Annotated in this window: 18 protein-coding genes and 2 riboswitches; of the genes, 16 read left to right on the top strand and 2 right to left on the bottom strand. The window is 42.4% G+C overall.

Annotated features, from left to right (window positions below):
• The first annotated feature begins 36 nt into the window (after nucleotides 1-36).
• From folP to ACC612_RS00325, 7 genes are all read left to right on the top strand, one after another.
• Nucleotides 37-1,272 carry a dihydropteroate synthase gene (folP, locus tag ACC612_RS00355; protein WP_371852473.1) on the top strand — a complete coding sequence of 412 codons (1,236 nt, stop codon included), beginning with the start codon at nucleotides 37-39 and terminating at the stop codon, nucleotides 1,270-1,272.
• Entirely contained in the window at nucleotides 1,269-1,880 is a 612-nt protein-coding gene (locus ACC612_RS00350; RefSeq protein WP_371852472.1) for a methylenetetrahydrofolate reductase C-terminal domain-containing protein, read from the top strand. Before folP ends, ACC612_RS00350 begins: the two co-directional genes overlap by 4 nt.
• Before the next feature lie 288 nt (nucleotides 1,881-2,168).
• Nucleotides 2,169-2,588 carry a hypothetical protein gene (locus ACC612_RS00345; protein ID WP_371852471.1) on the top strand — a complete coding sequence of 140 codons (420 nt, stop codon included), beginning with the start codon at nucleotides 2,169-2,171 and terminating at the stop codon, nucleotides 2,586-2,588.
• Nucleotides 2,589-2,646: 58 nt separating this feature from the next.
• Entirely contained in the window at nucleotides 2,647-3,042 is a 396-nt protein-coding gene (locus ACC612_RS00340) for a hypothetical protein (protein WP_371852470.1), read from the top strand.
• Between the two features lie 121 nt (nucleotides 3,043-3,163).
• Nucleotides 3,164-3,235: riboswitch (Fluoride riboswitch) on the top strand.
• A gap of 14 nt (nucleotides 3,236-3,249) precedes the next feature.
• Entirely contained in the window at nucleotides 3,250-3,648 is a 399-nt protein-coding gene (crcB, locus tag ACC612_RS00335) for a fluoride efflux transporter CrcB (protein WP_371852469.1), read from the top strand.
• Nucleotides 3,645-3,986, top strand: coding sequence for a DUF190 domain-containing protein (locus ACC612_RS00330; protein ID WP_371852468.1), 342 nt, complete (start codon nucleotides 3,645-3,647; stop codon nucleotides 3,984-3,986). The genes crcB and ACC612_RS00330 overlap by 4 nt, the downstream gene beginning before the upstream one ends.
• 79 nt (nucleotides 3,987-4,065) lie before the next feature.
• Nucleotides 4,066-5,952 carry a dynamin family protein gene (locus tag ACC612_RS00325; protein ID WP_371852467.1) on the top strand — a complete coding sequence of 629 codons (1,887 nt, stop codon included), beginning with the start codon at nucleotides 4,066-4,068 and terminating at the stop codon, nucleotides 5,950-5,952.
• A gap of 32 nt (nucleotides 5,953-5,984) precedes the next feature.
• On the opposite strand, the gene ACC612_RS00320 is transcribed toward ACC612_RS00325, so the two are convergent.
• Both ACC612_RS00320 and eno read right to left on the bottom strand, forming a co-directional pair.
• A complete protein-coding gene (locus tag ACC612_RS00320; RefSeq protein ID WP_371852691.1) occupies nucleotides 5,985-6,683 on the bottom strand; it encodes a sulfite exporter TauE/SafE family protein in 699 nt (232 codons plus the stop codon).
• A gap of 82 nt (nucleotides 6,684-6,765) precedes the next feature.
• Nucleotides 6,766-8,052 carry a phosphopyruvate hydratase gene (gene eno / locus ACC612_RS00315; protein WP_371852466.1) on the bottom strand — a complete coding sequence of 429 codons (1,287 nt, stop codon included), beginning with the start codon at nucleotides 8,050-8,052 and terminating at the stop codon, nucleotides 6,766-6,768.
• 98 nt (nucleotides 8,053-8,150) lie between these two features.
• Nucleotides 8,151-8,221, bottom strand: a riboswitch (Fluoride riboswitch).
• A 344-nt stretch (nucleotides 8,222-8,565) separates the two neighbouring features.
• Here eno and ACC612_RS00310 point away from each other — a divergent pair.
• The 9 genes from ACC612_RS00310 (at nucleotide 8,566) to ACC612_RS00270 (ending at nucleotide 18,806) form a co-directional block, all read left to right on the top strand.
• Complete coding sequence (locus ACC612_RS00310) at nucleotides 8,566-8,949, top strand: molybdopterin dinucleotide binding domain-containing protein (protein WP_371852465.1); 384 nt, start codon at nucleotides 8,566-8,568, stop codon at nucleotides 8,947-8,949.
• 5 nt (nucleotides 8,950-8,954) lie between these two features.
• Nucleotides 8,955-10,256, top strand: coding sequence for a formylmethanofuran dehydrogenase subunit B (locus tag ACC612_RS00305; RefSeq protein WP_371852690.1), 1,302 nt, complete (start codon nucleotides 8,955-8,957; stop codon nucleotides 10,254-10,256).
• A 2-nt stretch (nucleotides 10,257-10,258) separates the two neighbouring features.
• Complete coding sequence (locus ACC612_RS00300; RefSeq protein WP_371852464.1) at nucleotides 10,259-11,974, top strand: formylmethanofuran dehydrogenase subunit A; 1,716 nt, start codon at nucleotides 10,259-10,261, stop codon at nucleotides 11,972-11,974.
• 1 nt (nucleotide 11,975) lies between these two features.
• Nucleotides 11,976-12,755, top strand: coding sequence for a formylmethanofuran dehydrogenase subunit C (locus ACC612_RS00295; protein ID WP_371852463.1), 780 nt, complete (start codon nucleotides 11,976-11,978; stop codon nucleotides 12,753-12,755).
• A 51-nt stretch (nucleotides 12,756-12,806) separates the two neighbouring features.
• The gene (locus tag ACC612_RS00290) at nucleotides 12,807-14,714 is read left to right on the top strand and encodes a molybdopterin biosynthesis protein (protein WP_371852462.1); all 1,908 of its coding nucleotides are present in this window, start codon (nucleotides 12,807-12,809) and stop codon (nucleotides 14,712-14,714) included.
• Between the two features lie 87 nt (nucleotides 14,715-14,801).
• Complete coding sequence (glp, locus tag ACC612_RS00285) at nucleotides 14,802-15,995, top strand: gephyrin-like molybdotransferase Glp (protein WP_371852461.1); 1,194 nt, start codon at nucleotides 14,802-14,804, stop codon at nucleotides 15,993-15,995.
• Between the two features lie 209 nt (nucleotides 15,996-16,204).
• Nucleotides 16,205-16,993: a molybdate ABC transporter substrate-binding protein gene (modA, locus tag ACC612_RS00280; RefSeq protein ID WP_371852460.1), complete on the top strand. Its 789-nt coding sequence runs from the start codon at nucleotides 16,205-16,207 to the stop codon at nucleotides 16,991-16,993.
• Between the two features lie 11 nt (nucleotides 16,994-17,004).
• A complete protein-coding gene (modB, locus tag ACC612_RS00275; RefSeq protein ID WP_371852459.1) occupies nucleotides 17,005-17,673 on the top strand; it encodes a molybdate ABC transporter permease subunit in 669 nt (222 codons plus the stop codon).
• An 11-nt stretch (nucleotides 17,674-17,684) separates the two neighbouring features.
• Nucleotides 17,685-18,806 carry an ABC transporter ATP-binding protein gene (locus tag ACC612_RS00270; RefSeq protein ID WP_371852458.1) on the top strand — a complete coding sequence of 374 codons (1,122 nt, stop codon included), beginning with the start codon at nucleotides 17,685-17,687 and terminating at the stop codon, nucleotides 18,804-18,806.
• Nucleotides 18,807-18,810: the final 4 nt, after the last annotated feature.

Below are 18,810 nucleotides of genomic sequence, written 5' to 3'. Positions count from 1 at the left end.
AATTAGTTACTTATCTTATACTTTTTTGGGTAGATAATGTTCGTTGATACAGAGATCTGCAGTTTGAAAGTTGGGGATGAGCACCCGGTACGGATAATGGGAGTTATAAACCTCAGCAAGGAGTCTTTTTATAAGTCATCTGTGGTGGACGTAGATTCCATATTGGAAAAGGCGCATGAGATGGTAGACAGCGGTGCTACTATACTGGACATCGGAGCACGTTCCACATGGATGCTCGCAAAGCCTGTAATAAGCAGGGAAGAGGAACTTCAAAGGCTTGTACCTGCACTTGATATTTTGAAAGACAATGTCGATGCTCTTATTTCTGTAGATACGATGTTTGCTGATATTGCCGAAAGGTCCCTTGAACTGGGAGCTGACATTATCAATGACGTTTCTGGTTTCAAAGCAGATGAGGGAATGCTGGATGTTCTGGTCAAACATGAATGCCCTGCAGTGGCTATGGCCACGGAAAAGATACCCGGTGATCCGATAGGCATGGATGCTATAATGGGATCATTATCTGACATTATAATGCATGCACAGGATAAAGGCATGGACCCTAGTAAGCTTATTCTTGACCCTGCTATTGGAAAATGGGTTGCTGAAAAGGGACCAATATACGATTTTGAGACAATTGACCAGTTCGAAAGACTGAAAGTGTTCCAAAAACCAATTCTTGCAGCGATATCACGTAAGTCCTGTATCGATGCAGTGCTGCATAAACCTGCAGAAGAGAGATTATATGGAACCCTTGCTGCCACTGCTATTGTTGTACATAAGGGAGCACATATTATAAGGACACACGATATAGCGCAGACAATGGATGTAGTAAAGGTGGCTGCAGCTATGCGCAGCAGAGAGCCGAAAGTTAAAGAGAATAATTTTGAGGTATCTGTGCTGGACATTATTAACCCTGAAGATGCTGTCAGAACCATGAAAGAGATGGGTGTTACAGGAACTGGTGCCCAGATCATGAAAAAGAAATGCATTTCCCGAGTACTGAGGATATCTAATATAACCACCACAGAAGCCCTGATCATTAAGCAAGAGATACTGGCAAGAGGAGGCGATGCAGCCCTTGAACGCAATGCAGTATCCCATGAGACTGAAAGCACTGATGTCCTTGTGATCGGTACGATACTACAACTGGAAAAGCTTGCACAGAAATTGGAATGCCAGGCCCGTAATCTACCCCTTATTTCAAGAATGATCAAAGATACACTGAAACTTGATGATAACGTAGAGTATCGTTATTTGAGGGATTTATGATCATCTCTTCTTCAAAACCGTTTGATGAAGTACTTGCTTCCCTTGAAGGAATTGACAATATATTTGTTGTAGGATGTAATGTCTGTGCTGCAAGACTACACGTTGGAGGCGAACCTGAAGTTCTCGCCATGTGCGAGAAACTGAAAGAAGCCGGAAAGCATGTTGTTGGTTGGGTTTTACCCACTGCCGCTTGTAGCATACAGTCCTACGCAATGCTGGTGGACAAGAACCCAGATATACAGAAAGCTGATGCTATTCTTGTCATGGCATGTGGCAGCGGCACTTCAGTTGTATCCAGACTGGCGGACATACCTGTTTATCCATCCAATAACACTGATTCTCTGGGAGGGCGTTCAGAAGAGCAGGTACTTCCACAACTATGCGAAATGTGCGGTGAATGCAATGTCCAGCAATTCGGCGGTATATGCCCTAAAGCCAGTTGTCCAAAAGGTTTGCTCAACGGCCCCTGTGGGGGTTCCACATCCCGAAAATGTGAGGTTAATTCGGAAAAGGACTGTGCATGGGAACTAATATACAAACAGCTTGAAAAAACAGATAGGCTGGAACTGCTGGAAAAGGTATTTGAGCCCAGGAAATACAGCAGATAAGTTTCATTTTTTCTATCAGATTAGTGCTAATATCTATAATAAATTTAATCTATTTTTTATAGGCATGTGATTAGTTTCTAATTGCATAAACTACATAACCTTTAACAAATATTAACTTCCAGTATAAGTATTTACGTGGTTCAAAGGAAAGCTTGAAAGCACTAGTCCCTGAAGGTAAGGTTGTAGTTTGCTTGATGTTGTTTAAAATTACGTTGTTTTGCCTATGGGGTAAACGAAGTCAGAATATGTAAAAAAAAATGAGATTTCAAAGTTTTAGGTGTATGTCCAATGTCAGCCAAACCACGTATAGAGGAATTATTTGGAGTAATAGTTGGAACAGTGTGTTTTTATTCATGGATTTTTATGTTACTTGCCTTGAAAATGAAGTTCTTTTCAACTGACTTCATAACAAATGGCACTGTAATGACCGTAGCACATAACTGGGGCCAAATTGATAACTGGCTTGAAGCTGGTATCCTTCCTTTCTTCTTGATTGCTGGACACTATTTTGCATCTGGTAAAGTCATTTCTGAAAAAGGAAGAATAAATGACATAATTGGAATGAAAAGCAGCTTAATGGGCTTTATTATATGGTTTGTTGTAACAATTACAACATTCTTACTTGAAATCGATATGAATTATAGAGTAACTTTAGGAGGAGGATACATTCTGATTGCAATAATTTACTTTTTCATTAAAAGAAGGTAACCAGGTAAGGTAAGGAATATTCTTCTAAAAGTTCACTAAAATAAAGGGAAAAAATGCTGTGACATCAATCAGTACAAAATTCACAGAGCTTATTGGAGCCTTCTTTGGAGCTTTACTCTATTTTATATGGATGTTTTTTGTTCTTGCCATTCAACCACAGGATTTAGGCCAGATAGGAATGTGGCTTACATTAGGTCCCATCATTTTCTTTGTAACCTTAGGACACTATCTATTCTCTCGTGACCTGGTTTCTGAAAAGAGGCGAATAGACGATATAGTGGGATTAAGAAGCACTTTATGGGGATATTTTCTGTGGCTTATTGTAATGATACTAACATATCGACCAGAGGCGGATATAAGGTCCACTTATACTGTAGGAGTAGGCTACCTTTTCATATTATTGATCCACCTCTTAATGAAAAAGAACTATTACAAAAATGTCGTCGCTGGATAAAATGCCTCATAAGGAACATTTCCTACATGGAAATACCTAACATATTCAATATTATAACAGCTTTAGTAATATATCCTGAATGACCAAAAAACATAATCTGTTTATTTGATGGGCACAAAAGGCAGTTAAAGGTGATGAGGTCCGCCTTGACTAGTATGTCAAAACCGCTTATGCTGATGACTTCTGCATAATTAGAGAGGTGTACTCTTGTATACAGTTTTATTAATAGGCATAGGCGGATTTATAGGTGCTATCCTGAGATATACTATAGGTGGATGGGTACAGAACAGTTTTTCCAATTTCCCTTTCGGTACTTTAACAGTGAATATAATTGGAAGCTTCTTTTTGGGTTTAATAATGTACCTTTCTGAATACCAAGGAGTATTTAGTGATCAAACTAGGATGTTTTTAACAATTGGAATGATAGGCGCATTCACTACACTATCTACATTCAGTTATGAGTCTTTTAGACTTTTGGAGAGATCCGAGTTTACGTTATTAACTATTAATCTAACAGCTACAGTATTACTATCCATGTTTGCAGTATACATAGGAAAGACCGTAGCATTGAGTTTTGCCACAGGTATATGGAGGGGGTTTAGGTGAGAAATGAGTCCACGGCAATATTGCTGAGAATATTCATTGGAGAATCTGATAAGCACAAAGGCAAACCATTATACATGTATATAGTTGAAATGCTGAAGTCTGAAGGCATAGCAGGGGCAACCGTTTTCAGAGGTATCACGGGTTTTGGAAAGAACAGCTATATCCATACGACCTCTATACTGCGTTTATCAACCGACCTTCCAATACTTATCGAAGTCGCTGATACTGAAGAAAATATTGCCAGGATCAGGCCGAAATTAGATGAGGTAATCAATCAAGGACTAATAACTGAGGAAAAAATAAAAGTTGTATTTTATGATGGGAACGTGAAAAAGTAAAGTATTCATCATCACTTTTTAAAAAGATGGGTCTTTGTAACTCATTACACTAATGAATACACTGAGCAGGGGTAATTTGATGGGTGAAAATTCCTATTCTTCAGAGCCTACTCCAGAAACAGAGTTCAGACGATTCATTCCTGAAAAATTGCATGATACCCTGAATACAGGAAAACAACTTGTTGGAGCTATGGGTTCTGCTTATGAAATATATGCGCAGAAGCTCAATGAGCTGGAACAACGTCTTTCAGAAGGGAGATTCCATCTGGCAGTGCTCGGACAGGTAAAGAGGGGAAAGAGCACTCTCATCAATGCACTTCTTGGAGAAGAGGTGCTGCCTAGCTCGGTAATCCCCCTGACTGCAATTCCCACATTTATCCAATATGGAGAGCAGCGAGGGCTCAAGATAAAATATCTGGATGATAGAGCAGATGTTATACTTAACAGCGAATCCCGGCATTTAACCAAAGACAAAGATTCCCCCGGTTCCCCTGAAGATCTCTCAGAAATAGAATGGTTGAAAAAACAACTAATTGATTTTGTTACTGAAGGCAACAATCCTAACAACGAGAAAGAAGTGCTTCAGGTCGAGGTTACTCACCCTGCTCCCATTCTTCGCGATGTTGTGATCATTGATACACCTGGTATTGGTTCTACTTATCTGCACAATACTGAAGTGACTATTAATTTCCTTCCACAATGCGATGCAGCGCTCTTTGTAGTTTCAGCTGACCCGCCCATCACAGAGGTTGAGTTAACATTCCTCAAGGATATCAAAAATAAGATCTCAAAATTATTTTTTGTACTAAATAAAGTGGATTATCTTAATGAAGCTGAACTTGCCAATGCATTTGATTTTTATAAAAAAGTGCTGATAAAAGAAGTAGGTATAGATCCCAATACTCCAATTTTTCCCATATCTGCAAGAAAAGCTTTGCAGGCAAAGGAGTCAAATGACATACAGAAATGGAATGAAAGCAACCTTTCTAAAGTCTCTGATTACCTGACAAATTTTCTGGCCCACGAAAAGGATATTGTTCTGAAGGATGCAATAGGGAGAAAAGCCCTTGATATTTTCAACCAAACATACCTTCAGATAGAGCTGGAGATCCGGTCCCTTGAACTGCCACTCACTGAATTGGAAAGTAGGCTATCTCTTTTTGAAAAAAAGATTGTTGAAGCTGAACAACAACGAATCCACACACAGGACATCCTCAATGGTGATCGGAAAAGGGTTAGAGATCTGCTGGAAGAGCACATAAGAGGCCTTCAAACTCCTTTGTGTTCAAGGCTCGTAGAGATTTCCGAAAAAGTCATGCTAGAATCACCAGACGATACAGAGAATGCAGCACAAAAGGCAGTAGCGGATGCTATCCCAGAGTTGTTCAAACATGAACTTGACTCTATTTCAGAGATAATGGATAAGGAGATAGCAGTCCGTATGAAAGATCAAGAGCAACGTATTGATAACTTGGTCGAATCTATCAGAAAAACAGCATCTGAGGTCTTTGAAATTCCTTATCATGCTTATATTGGTGGACATGTATACGATGATAGAAGAAAACCATATTTTGTACAATATGATCAGGAAGATTTATTTATCCAGATATCTCCTAATTTCATCGAACGTTTAATGCCAGCAAAAATGCGTGAGAAACGAGTAAAAGAGAGAATGAATAAGCAAATAGATAAACTGGTGCTACGCAATCTTGAGAATATTCGATGGGAAACCCTGCAAAACATTGACACTACATTCAGGAAGTTCAGCTCCAGCCTCGATAACAATCTCTCTATGACCATTAAAGCGACCCATGGCACTATCCGCTCATCAGTTGCAGAGAGAAAAATGCATGAGGAGAATGCCGTTGATAAAATTGTTAAATTAAAAAATATGGCGTTAGACATTCAGAATGTGATCAGGTTGTTGGGATATCGAGAAAACTCCTCCGCCGAAAAAAGATGGTAACTTATCCTCAGATAAGTAAATACACTTGTGCCTTATCCAAATAACAGCATCTGTAATCCAATTATGCACAACAATGTCCCTACAAACTTATTGAATTTATCTTTGGGGATACTACCTATGATCCTCATTCCTGCCCATGTTCCAAGAACCATAGAAATGCCAATAAATAAACCCGTTGACAAAGCTGGCAACCCTATGCCTAAATATTTTTGATATACTATGATCTTGGTAATGTGCATTGCTATTGCAGTCATGGCCTCACTTGCGATGTAAGAAACAGGCGGCAGATTTAAAGATAAGAACAATGCAGCGCCAATCGGTCCTGCACTACCCACAAGTCCTGAAATGAAACCTACTAGCCCACCTCCCAAAACCATTGTACTATCAGTGGGATTAAATTTTAGGATTTTAAAGTATTTCAATACTACAAACAGGATAATTGCAAGTCCTATGAGTTGGGATATTATTTCTTTTGGCACTTCTACAAATGAATATGCTCCTAAAACACTCATCGGTACAGCACCCAGCATAAACAATAAAACTGGCTTCCACTTAATTTGCTTAAACCCAAAAAATGCTCTTGATAGGTTGCCAATTAACTGCGCTATCGTTAAAACCGGAATTGCCATTGTTGTGCCTATCGTTTTTGTTAATAGCGGCAATAGAAGCAATGCTCCTCCAAACCCGGCTGCACCTGATATTGTGGCAGCTAAAAAGCCGCCTACAAACAGTGCTAATAAATCAATGAAATCTACTATTTTATTCCCGACCTTCTTTATCTGTTATGTTACGATGAACACGCTATGAAACTTCTTATCCTCTCACAAATGCGCTTCTACCGGCATAGACTGCCTTGCTTCCCAGTTCTTCTTCTATACGAAGCAGCTGGTTGTATTTCTCCACTCTTTCACCCCTGCAGGGAGCACCTGTCTTGAGCTTTCCAGCGCTGGTAGCTACGGTAAAATCAGAGATGAAAGAATCAATTGTCTCGCCGCTGCGGTGGGAGACATTCAAGCCCCAGCCAGCACTCTTGGCTAGATCCATGGTTGCAAGTGTTTCGGTAACTGTCCCGATCTGATTGAGTTTTATCAGTACGGAGTTCGCAATCCCCTCTTTAATTCCTCGCTTAACAAGTTCAGGAGAAGTAACAAAAATGTCATCCCCGATCAGTTCGATCTTTTTTCCCAGTTCCTTTGTCAGCAACTTCCATCCCTGCCAGTCTTCTTCGGCCAGTCCGTCCTCGATGGAGATAATAGAGTAATTCTCCACAAGCATTTCGTAATACTTGACCATGCCTTCGGCAGTCAGCATTTTTTGTTCCCTTCGTAGTTCGTACCGTCCGTCATGATAGAAACCACTGGATGCCGGATCAAGTGAGATGCAGATATCCTTACCGGGCCGATATCCTGCTTCTTCGATCGCAGATGTGATGAGTTCAAGAGGCTCCTCGTTGGATGCAACTTTTGGTGCAAAACCACCTTCATCACCTATTGCTGTGGGATAACCTTTCTTTTTTAGAACGTTCTGTAATGCATGGTATGTTTCAGCGCCCCATTGCAGAGCATTCTGGAAATCTGGAGCACCAAGAGGAACAATCATATACTCCTGGAAATCGGCTCCCTGCCATTGTGCATGCACCCCGCCGTTTAGCACGTTCATCATCGGAACCGGTAAAAGATTACTTTTATCAGGGCTCAAATACTCAAAGAGCTGCACTCCTGTGGCCTGTGCAGCAGCCCTAGCGGTTGCCATAGATACACCAAGGATAGCATTTGCACCCAAAAGCGCTTTATTAGGCGAACCATCAATTCCGATCATAGTTTTATCGATCTGCTCCTGATCAAGAGCATTCATCCCGATTAGAGCATCAACTATTTGATTGTTCACTTTAGCAACAGCAGTAAGTACACCTTTTCCACCATAACGCTTCGGATTGCTGTCACGAAGTTCATATGCCTCATTTTTTCCTGTAGATGCACCGGAAGGCACTGCAGCCCTTGCACGTGTGCCATCTTGCAGTAAGATATCTACTTCAACTGTCGGGTTACCCCTTGAATCAAGGATCTCACGTCCGTGAATATTTTGTATGGTCGTATTCATCTCGTTCTACTCCTGTATTCGCATCGCTGGGTATACTTTAGAAAATAGCACTGATAAAGCCGCCTCTACCTACTAAAATATACAACTAAAGTCTAAACACTCACGTAGAAGTCATCAGCTTAAGCGGTTTAGACTGGGAAGTCTAGGCGGACCCATCACCTTTCTTATAAGGTCTATTTACATTAAATAAATAAATTTCGCAAACTTAGATTTTGAATTGCTAATTGGTCGAAATTCAATGATTCAATAAAAATTACATATCGTCACTTATTTTCTAACTGATCTGCTAAAGCAGCGGTCACTACGAAGTTATAATGTGAACACGAGACCAGTTTGAATGCAGACTTAAGTTCCATGCAGAAATCTTTTATATGAGTATACAGAAGACATTACAGCTATGTTCAATTCAACATAACGCGACTGATACCATTTTATTGAGGTGAAGCAACCATCTCGTCAAAAAAGCATACACCTCTATTTAAATAAAATTTAGAAGCTGCCTCCGGAGGAATTTTGATAAAACTCAAAGCAAATTTAATATCGGGAAGAACTGCCAAACAGGGTGCAAACCTGGAAGCAAAGACACACACAGCTTATTTTAAAGCCTGCAGTTACTGTGAACTTAAATCAAGTGACCTCGAGAAACTGGAAGTCTCCGAAGGAAACAGCTTAAAAATCACAACTGAGTTTGGTGAAGTTGTGGTATTTGCAAAGGCTAATGAAGGGAACCCGGAAGGACTTGCTTTTATCCCTATGGGACCCTGGGCAAATGCAGTGCTAAACCCAGATACTCATGGGTGCGGAATGCCTGGGTTTAAAGGCGTGCCTGCGGAAATTGAAGTTACGGATGAAAAGCCTCTGGATATGAAATCTCTCATGAAGAAGTACCTGGAATGAAAAATATGCAAGTAATTAAAGACGCAGTTTGTTCCTTATGCGGATGCCTCTGCGATGATATCACAGTCACTGTTAAGGAAAACAAGATAGTAACTATAGAAAACGCCTGCATCCTTGGGCACAGCAAGTTTGTCGGAATTTTTGAACACGACAGAATAGAAAAACCGATGATCAGAAAAGACGGAGAGCTTGTCCCGGTCTCTTATGAAGAAGCTATTGAGGCTGCCGCAAAAATTCTGGTAAATTCCAGGAGGACTCTTTTTTATGGTTGGTGTTCTACTTCATGTGAAGCCATCAGCGGAGCTATCCAGCTTGCAGAAGAAAACGGTTCAGTTATTGACTCCACAGCAAATGTATGCCATGGACCATCAGCTCTTGCTGCTCAGGAAAAAGGATCTCCTTCAGCCTCTTTAGGAGAGATTAAGAACAGGGCGGATGTAATCGTATTTTGGGGTTGCAATCCCATTCATGCCCACCCTAGGCACATGAGCCGTTATTCAATTTCAAAAGGCTTCTTTACCAAGAAGGGGCGAGACGACAGGACAATGGTAGTCATTGATGTCAGAAAAACAGATACCGCAAAAATAGCTGATGAATACGTAGAAATCGACCAGGGGTCAGATCTGCTCTTGGTAACTGCTCTGCGCTCAGTCATAAACAGGCATGAAGATGTAATACCCGAAACCGTTGCTGGCATTCCTAAAGCCCAAGTTCTCAAGATTGCAGAAATCCTTAAGAACGCAAAGTTCGTCTGCATCTTTTTCGGGATGGGAGTCACGCAATCAAGATCCAAATATAAGAATGGAGACGCAGTGTCATCCCTCATTTCTGATCTTAACCAGCACACAAAGGCTGTGATGATCGGAATGCGGGGCCATTATAACGTTACAGGGTTCGGACAGGTGGCAACCTGGGAAACAGGTTTTCCTATGGCGATTGACTTTTCGAAAGGATATCCATATTACAACCCCGGAGAGACGGGGGCAAACGACCTGCTTATACGTGAGGAAGCAGATGCTGCAATTATATCCGCAGCAGATCCAGGAGCTCACTTTCCACAAAAAGCTGTCAGGCATCTTGCAAGAATCCCCTTGATCCAGATCGATCCATATGCAAACCCTACGACCGAACTTGCAGATGTGGTAATTCCATCTGCGATCGTGGGGATCGAAGCAGAGGGGACAGCTTACCGTATGGATGCTGTCTCTCTGCGTATGAAAAAATTGATTGATACTAAGTTCAAGACAGATGAAGAGATCGTAAAAGACCTGACAATAAAGGTGAGGGAGCTAAAGAGAGGGGAATAAAGATGTCGGAAATCCTGATTAAAAATGCTACTGTCTGTGATCCTATCCAGGGAATAAACTGCGAAAAAATGGACCTGTGCATAAAAGACGGCAAAATTGTGGAAAATGTATCTTCTTCTGCAAGACAAATTGATGCTGGCGGAAGACTCACAATGGCAGGAGGTATAGACGGACATACTCATAGCGCTGGCAAAATCAATGTCGGAAGGTTTATGAATCCAAATGATGCCCGGAAGAACCTGGTCCAAGGTCTCTCGGGTCCAGAGCCCCGTACGGATAAGACAAGGGCTCAGGTAGGGTACAACACGCCGAATACCTACGCAATTGGTTACAGGTATGCAAAGTTGGGTTATACTACAATCTGTGAGGCTGCAATGCCACCTCTTACAGCAAGACATACCCACGAAGAATTCAAGGAAATCCCTATTCTTGATAAGATGGGTCTTACTCTTTTTGGAAGCAACTGGCAGGTTATGGAATACATCCGGGATAAAGAGCCGGAGAAACTCGCAGCTTATGTTGCCTGGGCCCTTAAAGCCTCAAGGGGTTACGGTATAAAGATTGTGAATGCAGGTGGCGGAGAGGCTTGGGGATGGGGTAAAAATGTCAGTGGACTATACGATCCGGTCCCATATTTTGATGTGACGCCTGCTCAAATATTACAGAGTCTGGGAGAAACAAATGAAAAGCTGGACCTACCCCACTCAGTTCATGTACACTGTAACAATCTGGGTCATCCTGGAAACTACAAGACCACTATCGAGACAATGAAGCTTTTTGAAGGGATAAAAACCAAGCGTAACAGGCAAAGCCTGCATGTGACTCATGTCCAGTTCAACGCCTATGCGGGCACTTCCTGGCGTGATTTTGAGACCGGGGCACCTATGGTTGCTGACTACATAAATAGTGTCAACCACCTGACCTTTGACCTGGGACAGGTCATTTTTGGACCTGCTGTTACCATGACAGCAGACGGACCGGTGGAATATGCAAACTCAAGGATGCTAAAGGAAAAATGGAGTAACCAGGATGTGGAGCTGGAAGACGCATCTGGAGTGGTGCCACTTAACTATTCCCCCAAGAGCTTTGTAAATGCAGTTCAGTGGGCAATCGGACTTGAGCTTGCCCTGCTTGTAAAAGACCCATGGAAGGTCATGTTTGCAACAGATAGCCCTAACGGCGGGTCCTTTGTGAACTATCCTGAAGCATATACTTACCTTATGAGTGAAAAGAAGAGACAGCAGATAATGTCTGATTTCCCGGAAACGGCTTTTTCCAGGATGGTTCTGCCTGGCCTTGACAGAGAACTGAGTTTTTATGAACTTGCGACTAGTACCAGAAGTATCCAGTCAAGGATGTACAGCAGGCCTGAAAAAGGAAACCTTGCAGTGGGTGCGGATGCTGACATTGCCATATATGATATTCTTCCTGATTCAATTGATCCTTCCGTTGAGCATGAAAAGTTAAAGAAGGCCTTCAGTGCTGCAACTTATACCCTCAAGGGTGGAGATATAGTTGTCAAGGATGGGAGTATCGAAGATACTCCTAAGGGCAGAACTTACTGGGTGAACGCAAAAGTTCCGAAAGATATTGAAAATGCAATGCATAAAGACCTTGACATCAAGTTCATGCAATACTATACCGTAAGCAAATCCAACTACATGGTAGAGGATGCATATATTCCAAAACCAGTTGAAGTCGAAACGGAGTGGTCCTAAAATGCAGATAGTAACAATATCCTTGAAACAACGAAATAAAATTCCTATCGAAGCTGATTCCATAAATCCGGACAACATTGCCGGAAAGACAGAGGACGAGATCAAAACTATGCTGGTATGGTATGGGAATAGGCAATGCCCGCTTGGAGAACTGTTCAATGTAAAAGTTGAAGGTAAAGACAGTACAGAAAACACCATAATTGTGATCAACGGTGACGTTTCAAGGGTAAAACGCATTGGTCAGGGCATGAGTTCAGGCGAGATCGAAATTAACGGTAATGTGGACATGCACTGCGGTTCAAATATGAAAGGCGGGAAGATCGTGATCAATGGAAACGCAGATAGCTGGCTCGGCTGCGAGATGATGGGTGGAGAAATTGTCCTTAATGGAAACGGTGGTTATTATGTGGGAGGAGGCTATCGCGGAGAAGCCTGCGGCATGAAGGGAGGAAAAATCACTGTAAATGGAAATGTCAGGGACTACCTCGGAGAACACATGTGCGGAGGGGAGATCCATGTGATGGGCAATGCCGGTCTCCTTCCTGCAATTATGAATAATGGAGGCAACATAATCATCGAGGGTAACACAGAAATGCCTGCAAGCGAAATGAAAAAAGGTACTGTTATAATTAAAGGGGAAGTAAGGGATCTGCTACCTTCCTATCTAGAGGAAGGAACCGAAGAAGTGAATGGTGTGCTCTATCACAGGTTCATAGGAGATGTGAATAACGGTGGCAAAGGTGTCCTCCTCATAAATAAACTACAAGATAACTTAACGTAGTTTATAGAGAATAAGAATGGGCCTAGAACCTCAAGAATCAATCTGCTGGAAATGGAACCTAAAGAATTCAGAGAACTTGTATCTTCAGAAGAAGCACACAGGATACTTAATGGTATCAAAATCAAGCCTAAGCTGCAAACATTACCTCTTGAACATGCAGATGGATATATTCTCGCAGAAGATATTTTTTCAGGCATTGATGTGCCTGCTTTTGACAGGTCCGTTAAAGATGGATTTGCTGTGCGAGCACAGGATACCTATGCAGCCTCTGAAAGAAAAACAGTGATATTGACCAGGGCCGGATCGATTTCAGCTGGCTTTGTCTCGGATATAACTATTGGTTGCAAAGAAGCTACAGAAATTGCCACTGGTGCACCAATACCCGAAGGTGCCGATGCTGTAGTAATGGTAGAACATACAACAAGAGAAGCTGAAAACATAATTGTACAGCGACCAGTGCACATAAACGAGAATATCATGCGTATAGGTGCCGACATTATGGTGGGCGAGCGTGTATTGCGCAGGAATGTGCGCATAGGTTCACAGGAGATTGGTGTTCTTGCTTCCATAGGTATTAACAAAGTGACTGTGAAAAAACTTTATGTTGGAATCATCTCTACGGGAGATGAACTTGTGCAACCAGGTTTTAAACTGGACCCCGGCAAGATATATGATGCCAATTCCTATGCTGTGGCTTCCAGTATCAGAGAATGCGGTGCGCATCCCATAATATACGGTATTGTAAAAGATGATTATCGGGCAATATCCGATGTTATAGACCGGGCACTACAGGAATGTAACATGATCCTCACATCCGGTAGTACCTCTGCGGGAGTGGGAGATGTTATGTATAAAATAGTAGCTGAAAAGGGCAGGACACTGTTGCACGGGATCTCTATAAAACCAGGGAAACCGACGATTGTCGGTGTTGTCGGAGATATACCACTTATCGGGCTTCCGGGAAATCCTGCTTCAGCACTCATTATTATTACTGAATTTATAGCTCCGCTTATACATAGATCACTTGAAACCAGTTCTTTGTTAAAAACAAAAACAAAAGCATTGCTTGGAACAAGCATCAGATCAGAAGGCCGGAGGGAGCTTTATCCGGTAGGACTTGTCAGAGGCAGAGCATATCCTGCGGACAAAACATCAGGAGCCATTACCACCCTTTCTGAAGCTGATGGGATCATAGAGATAGGTGAAAAGACCGAATACCTGGAATTCGGAGAAACAGTAGATATCACGCTTTTTGGGAATAGAGTCCCTATTGACCTTATGTTTGTGGGTGGACAATGCCCTGGGATTGACCTTCTGGAAGATCTTACAGGAATGAACTTCAGAGTGATAAGCACGGGTTCAGGCCGTGGATTAAGTGCCATGGCTGGCGGCATGACGGATATTGCGGGCATTAACCTAGCAGGATCCGGGGAATACAACATCGAAGCTGTCACAAGCAGAGGCATATGCAATTCGGTTCTTGTAAAAGGATATCGTAGAGAACAAGGGCTTATATTCCGCCCGGAAACGAATATAGAAAAACTTGAGGACATGATTGGGAAAAAACTGGTGAATCGCAATAGGGGCTCAGGCACTAGGGCATTGCTGGATAAATTGCTGGAAGAAATGTCTTTGAGGAAGGGGATCACAAAAACAGAGCTTACAAAAATGATTCCCGGTTACAGCTCCGGCTCAAGGACGCACAGATCAGTGTGCATGGCAGTAATCAAAGGAAAGGCAGAAGTAGGATTTGGCATCAGACCATTTGCAGAAGCAATGGGACTTAAGTTTATACCACTTGCCGTAGAAGATTTTGATTTTCTTATAAACAAAGAGATAATAGATACACCGCAATTAAAGAATATGTTGTCAGTGTTACAATCCCGCAATTTTGCCGAAAGGCTTCCTTCTGGCCTATTTACCTATGAGAGAACTGGTGAAATGGTAGAATACTTTTGATAAGGAATCGGCTTTCATTAAGCAGATTGCCTCACTGCACAAAGATCAATTAAGAGGATTTGTAAAATTTCATCCAGAGGGATGTACGTGGGCAGGATATTGAAAAAGAGAACTTCTATTGATGATGCATTGAGATGTTTCCTTGAGAATGTATTTCCCTTGAGGAAAACAGAAGAAATTACATTTGAATTTTGCACAGACCGGATTCTGGCAGAAACTCTAGTATCCGGAAGGGATGTTCTTCATTACCGGCGTGCTGCTATGGACGGATATGCTGTAAGGGCTTCTGATACTGCAGGTGCTTCTCCTGCCAATCCTGCTCAATTGCAGCTTTCTGATCGCATAGAGACAGGAAGTGCCATCTGGGTACACACAGGAACTTTAATGCCAATAGGGGCTGATGCAGTTGTAGTTGTAGAGGACACGAGCATCGAGGGAGATATTATAGAAGTAAGGGCACAGGTATATCCGAACAGGAACGTGGCAGATGTAGGTGAGGACATAAAAAGGGGTGACCTGATATTTGAAGAAGGACATCTTCTGCGCCCTTGCGATGCTGCTGTGCTCGCATCTATGGGACTTGACAGGGTGAAAGTATTTCAAAAACCTATTGTGGCCATCATTCCAACTGGTGATGAGCTGGTTAGCCGTGAGAGGGCAGGAGAGGTTCCGCCTCCCGGAATGGTTCTTGAGACCAATGGACTGATGACCGCTCTCTATGTACGGAAATGGGGCGGAATTCCTCGGCATACAGGGATAGTGCCTGATAATCCGGACAGTATTAAAAAAGCAGTAGAAGCAAACCTTGATGCCGATATGATCATTCTTTCAGGCGGAACGTCTGTCGGAAAAAGAGATCATGTCCCGGATGTTCTGGCATCGCTGGGAGATGTGCTTGTGCAGGGTATCAAAGTGAGTCCTGGAAAACCTACAGTTCTTGGTATTGTAGATCAGAAACCTGTAGTTTGCCTTCCAGGTTATCCGGTTGCCGGATTTGTTGCCCTTTATTTTTTGGTTCGACCCGTAATCAAGAGGCTGGCATCGATCGCTAGCCCTAACGAATGCGTACTAAGAAAACGTTTAGCTACAAAAATCACTTCAAAAAAAGGATATGCCAATTTTATCTGTGTTTTCTTTGAGGGGGATAAAGCACATCCCTTTACCGGAGCCAAGGCTGGTTCTCTTAGCACGGTTGCAAAAGCTGACGGTTTTGTGCTGGTACCCGAAAATGTGGAAGTTTATGATGAAGGAGAGGAAATTGATGTATTCTTGCTTGAATGATCATTGGAGGTGATTGTTTTACGATCCACTCGTGAGGGGGAGGAAAAAGCAACTCCTGAAGATAAGGACTTCCAATCTAATTTGAAGTGACTTTTTCGAAAACGATATATACTAAAACGCGGAACGTATGCGTTGTGTTAGACAACACATAACGAGAAGAGAACTGTCTTCTCCGTTGATTCAGGCCAATGGAAAGAAGGGTACTAATCATGGCATTAAACAAAAATCTCATCCTGGCTATTACAGCTATACTGACAATTGCGCTCTTTGTGAGCGGATGCACAGATAAAGAAACCGATCAATCACCGGTTACGCTGACAGTATCTGCTTCTGCAGTAATGACAGAAGCTTTCACTGAAATGGAGAAAGAGTTTGAGGCAGACAATTCGAACATAGACCTCATAATGAACTTTGGAAATGCCGGTTCCCTGAGAATGCAGATAGAAGGAGGTGCACCCATAGATGTGTTTGCTCCGGCAGATGTGAATCACATGGACATGTTAGCATCAAAGGGATTGGTTTACAACGATTCACGAAAAGATTTCGCAGGCAACTCCCTTGTGATAATAGTCCCAAAAGGCAACGTGCTTAATATTACAGATATGAAAGACTTGGCTAAACCTGAAGTGAAGAAGATAGCACTTAGTGATACAGAGGCTTCAACTGTAGGCAGATATGCAAAACAATCGCTGATAGAAGAGGGCCTATGGACCAGTGTGCAGAATAAACTGCTTACTGGAGACACGGTGAAAAATTCACTGGTCTATGTAGAAAGAGGAGAAGCTGATGCTGGATTTGTGTTCATGACCGATGTATCATCAGCACAGCCAGACACAATAGAGATGGCCACTTCCGTTCCTTTGAGTGCGCCCATTATTTACCCCATAGCCGTGGTTTCAGCTACCCAGCATGCTGAAGAATCTCAGCTGTTCGTAGATTTCGTCACAGGGGAAAAAGGTAGATCCACACTGGAACATTATGGTTTCATTATTCCATAAATAGGATCAATATGCTTGACCAGATATGGTTTCCCTTATACATAACACTTAAGATATCACTGGTATCCTCGGTAATAGTAGCAATCCTGGGTACCATAATATCTTATATCCTGGCCAGAAAGGAATTTATGGGCAAGTGGATTATTGATTCACTGGTCACTCTTCCCATGGTACTTCCTCCCACTGTAACCGGATACATGCTTGTTGTGCTTCTGGGGAAAAAAGGGATTATTGGAAAAGTTATATTCAACCTTACTGGAATCAGCATACTTTTCACCTGGGAGGCAGCAGTTATAGCTGCATTTGTTGTATCCCTGCCTCTCATGATTAAGACCACCACAGCAGCTATAGAGGCTGTGGACAGAGAGCTGGAATATGTGGCTTATACATTGGGAAAAAGCGAGCTTGAAACTGCATTTTTTATTACATTTCCCCTGGCCAAAAGAGGAATACTTGCAGGTATCGTGCTAAGCTTTGCAAGAGCAGTAGGGGAATTTGGTGCAACGCTAATGGTTGCCGGGAATATCCTTGGAAGAACTAACACTATGGCCGTATCAATATACAGCGCCTTCCAGGGTGGCAACAGTGAACTTGCAAACACACTTGTGATCATACTCGTCCTGATGTCCTTGATATCCATGGCCGTTACTACTAAACTTATCAATAGCTGGAAGATCTGAGGTGTGTACCCATGGGAATAAAAGTCAACCTGAGAAAGCAATTTTACAGGAGCAACGGCCGCAAGAAAGAAATAGAACCGTCATTCACCCTGGCTGCCGAGTTTGAGGTAGGAGATGAGCTTGTAGTGTTCCTGGGACACTCGGGTTGTGGAAAAACAACAACCTTAAGATGCATTGCTGGTCTTGAAAAACCCGACAGAGGAGAGATACAAGTCAATGGCAAGATATATTTGGATTGCCATAAAAGGATCAACCTGCAGGTACAGCAACGCAGCTTAGGATACGTGTTCCAGAACTATGCTCTTTTTCCCCATATGGATGTGAAGACAAACATCACATACGGTCTTAATGGATGGCATGAAGAGGACAAGAAGAAGAGAATGAAAGAAATGCTCCAGTTATTGAACATAGAAGGACTGGAAGACCGTTATCCAGCACAGCTTTCAGGCGGACAGAAGCAGCGGGTTGCCCTGGCCCGTGCTCTTGCACCAAAACCGGACATACTACTATTGGATGAGCCTTTCTCAGCACTGGATATGATCGTGCGTATGAAACTAAGGGAAAGGATCAAGCGGATCCAGAAAGAGCTGATGATACCTGTACTTTTCATTACTCATAACCCTGTGGAAGCTTTCACCCTCGCAGACAGAATAGTTGTCTTCCACGAGGGGAACGTACAACAGATAGGAGCACCGAATGATGTGTTCTATAATCCTAAAAACAGGTATGTAGCAGAACTGGTCGGTGTGAGCAACATATTCGACGAGGCAGTAGTGGTTGATGATACAAAGCCGGATCTGACACTTATCAAGGACGGGAATATGAATATAGTCACCATGAGGCATGCCAGCTTCAAAAAAGGTGATAAGGTTTCATGGGGTATCCGGCCAGAGAACGTGATCCTTCTGACATCTAACAATCCTTCTGATATAAATAGTGGGAACTGCTTCAACGGAGTGGTTACGAGCATTGTTAATAAAGGTTCAAGTAAGCTTGTAGCAGTAGAATTGGATACTTACGGGAAGATGATGATAGCTGAGGTTTCTAACATGGCGTTCGATAAACTTGACCTCAATATAAGATCACGATGTATTGTGAGATTTGCACCCAAAGACACACTGTTATTTGACTAAGAGG

The sequence above is a fragment of the Methanomethylovorans sp. genome (assembly GCF_041447285.1).
Taxonomy (GTDB): Archaea; Halobacteriota; Methanosarcinia; order Methanosarcinales; family Methanosarcinaceae; genus Methanomethylovorans.
The sequence above is the reverse complement of the archived record's forward strand: the minus strand, read 5'-3'. Positions and strand labels throughout refer to the sequence as shown.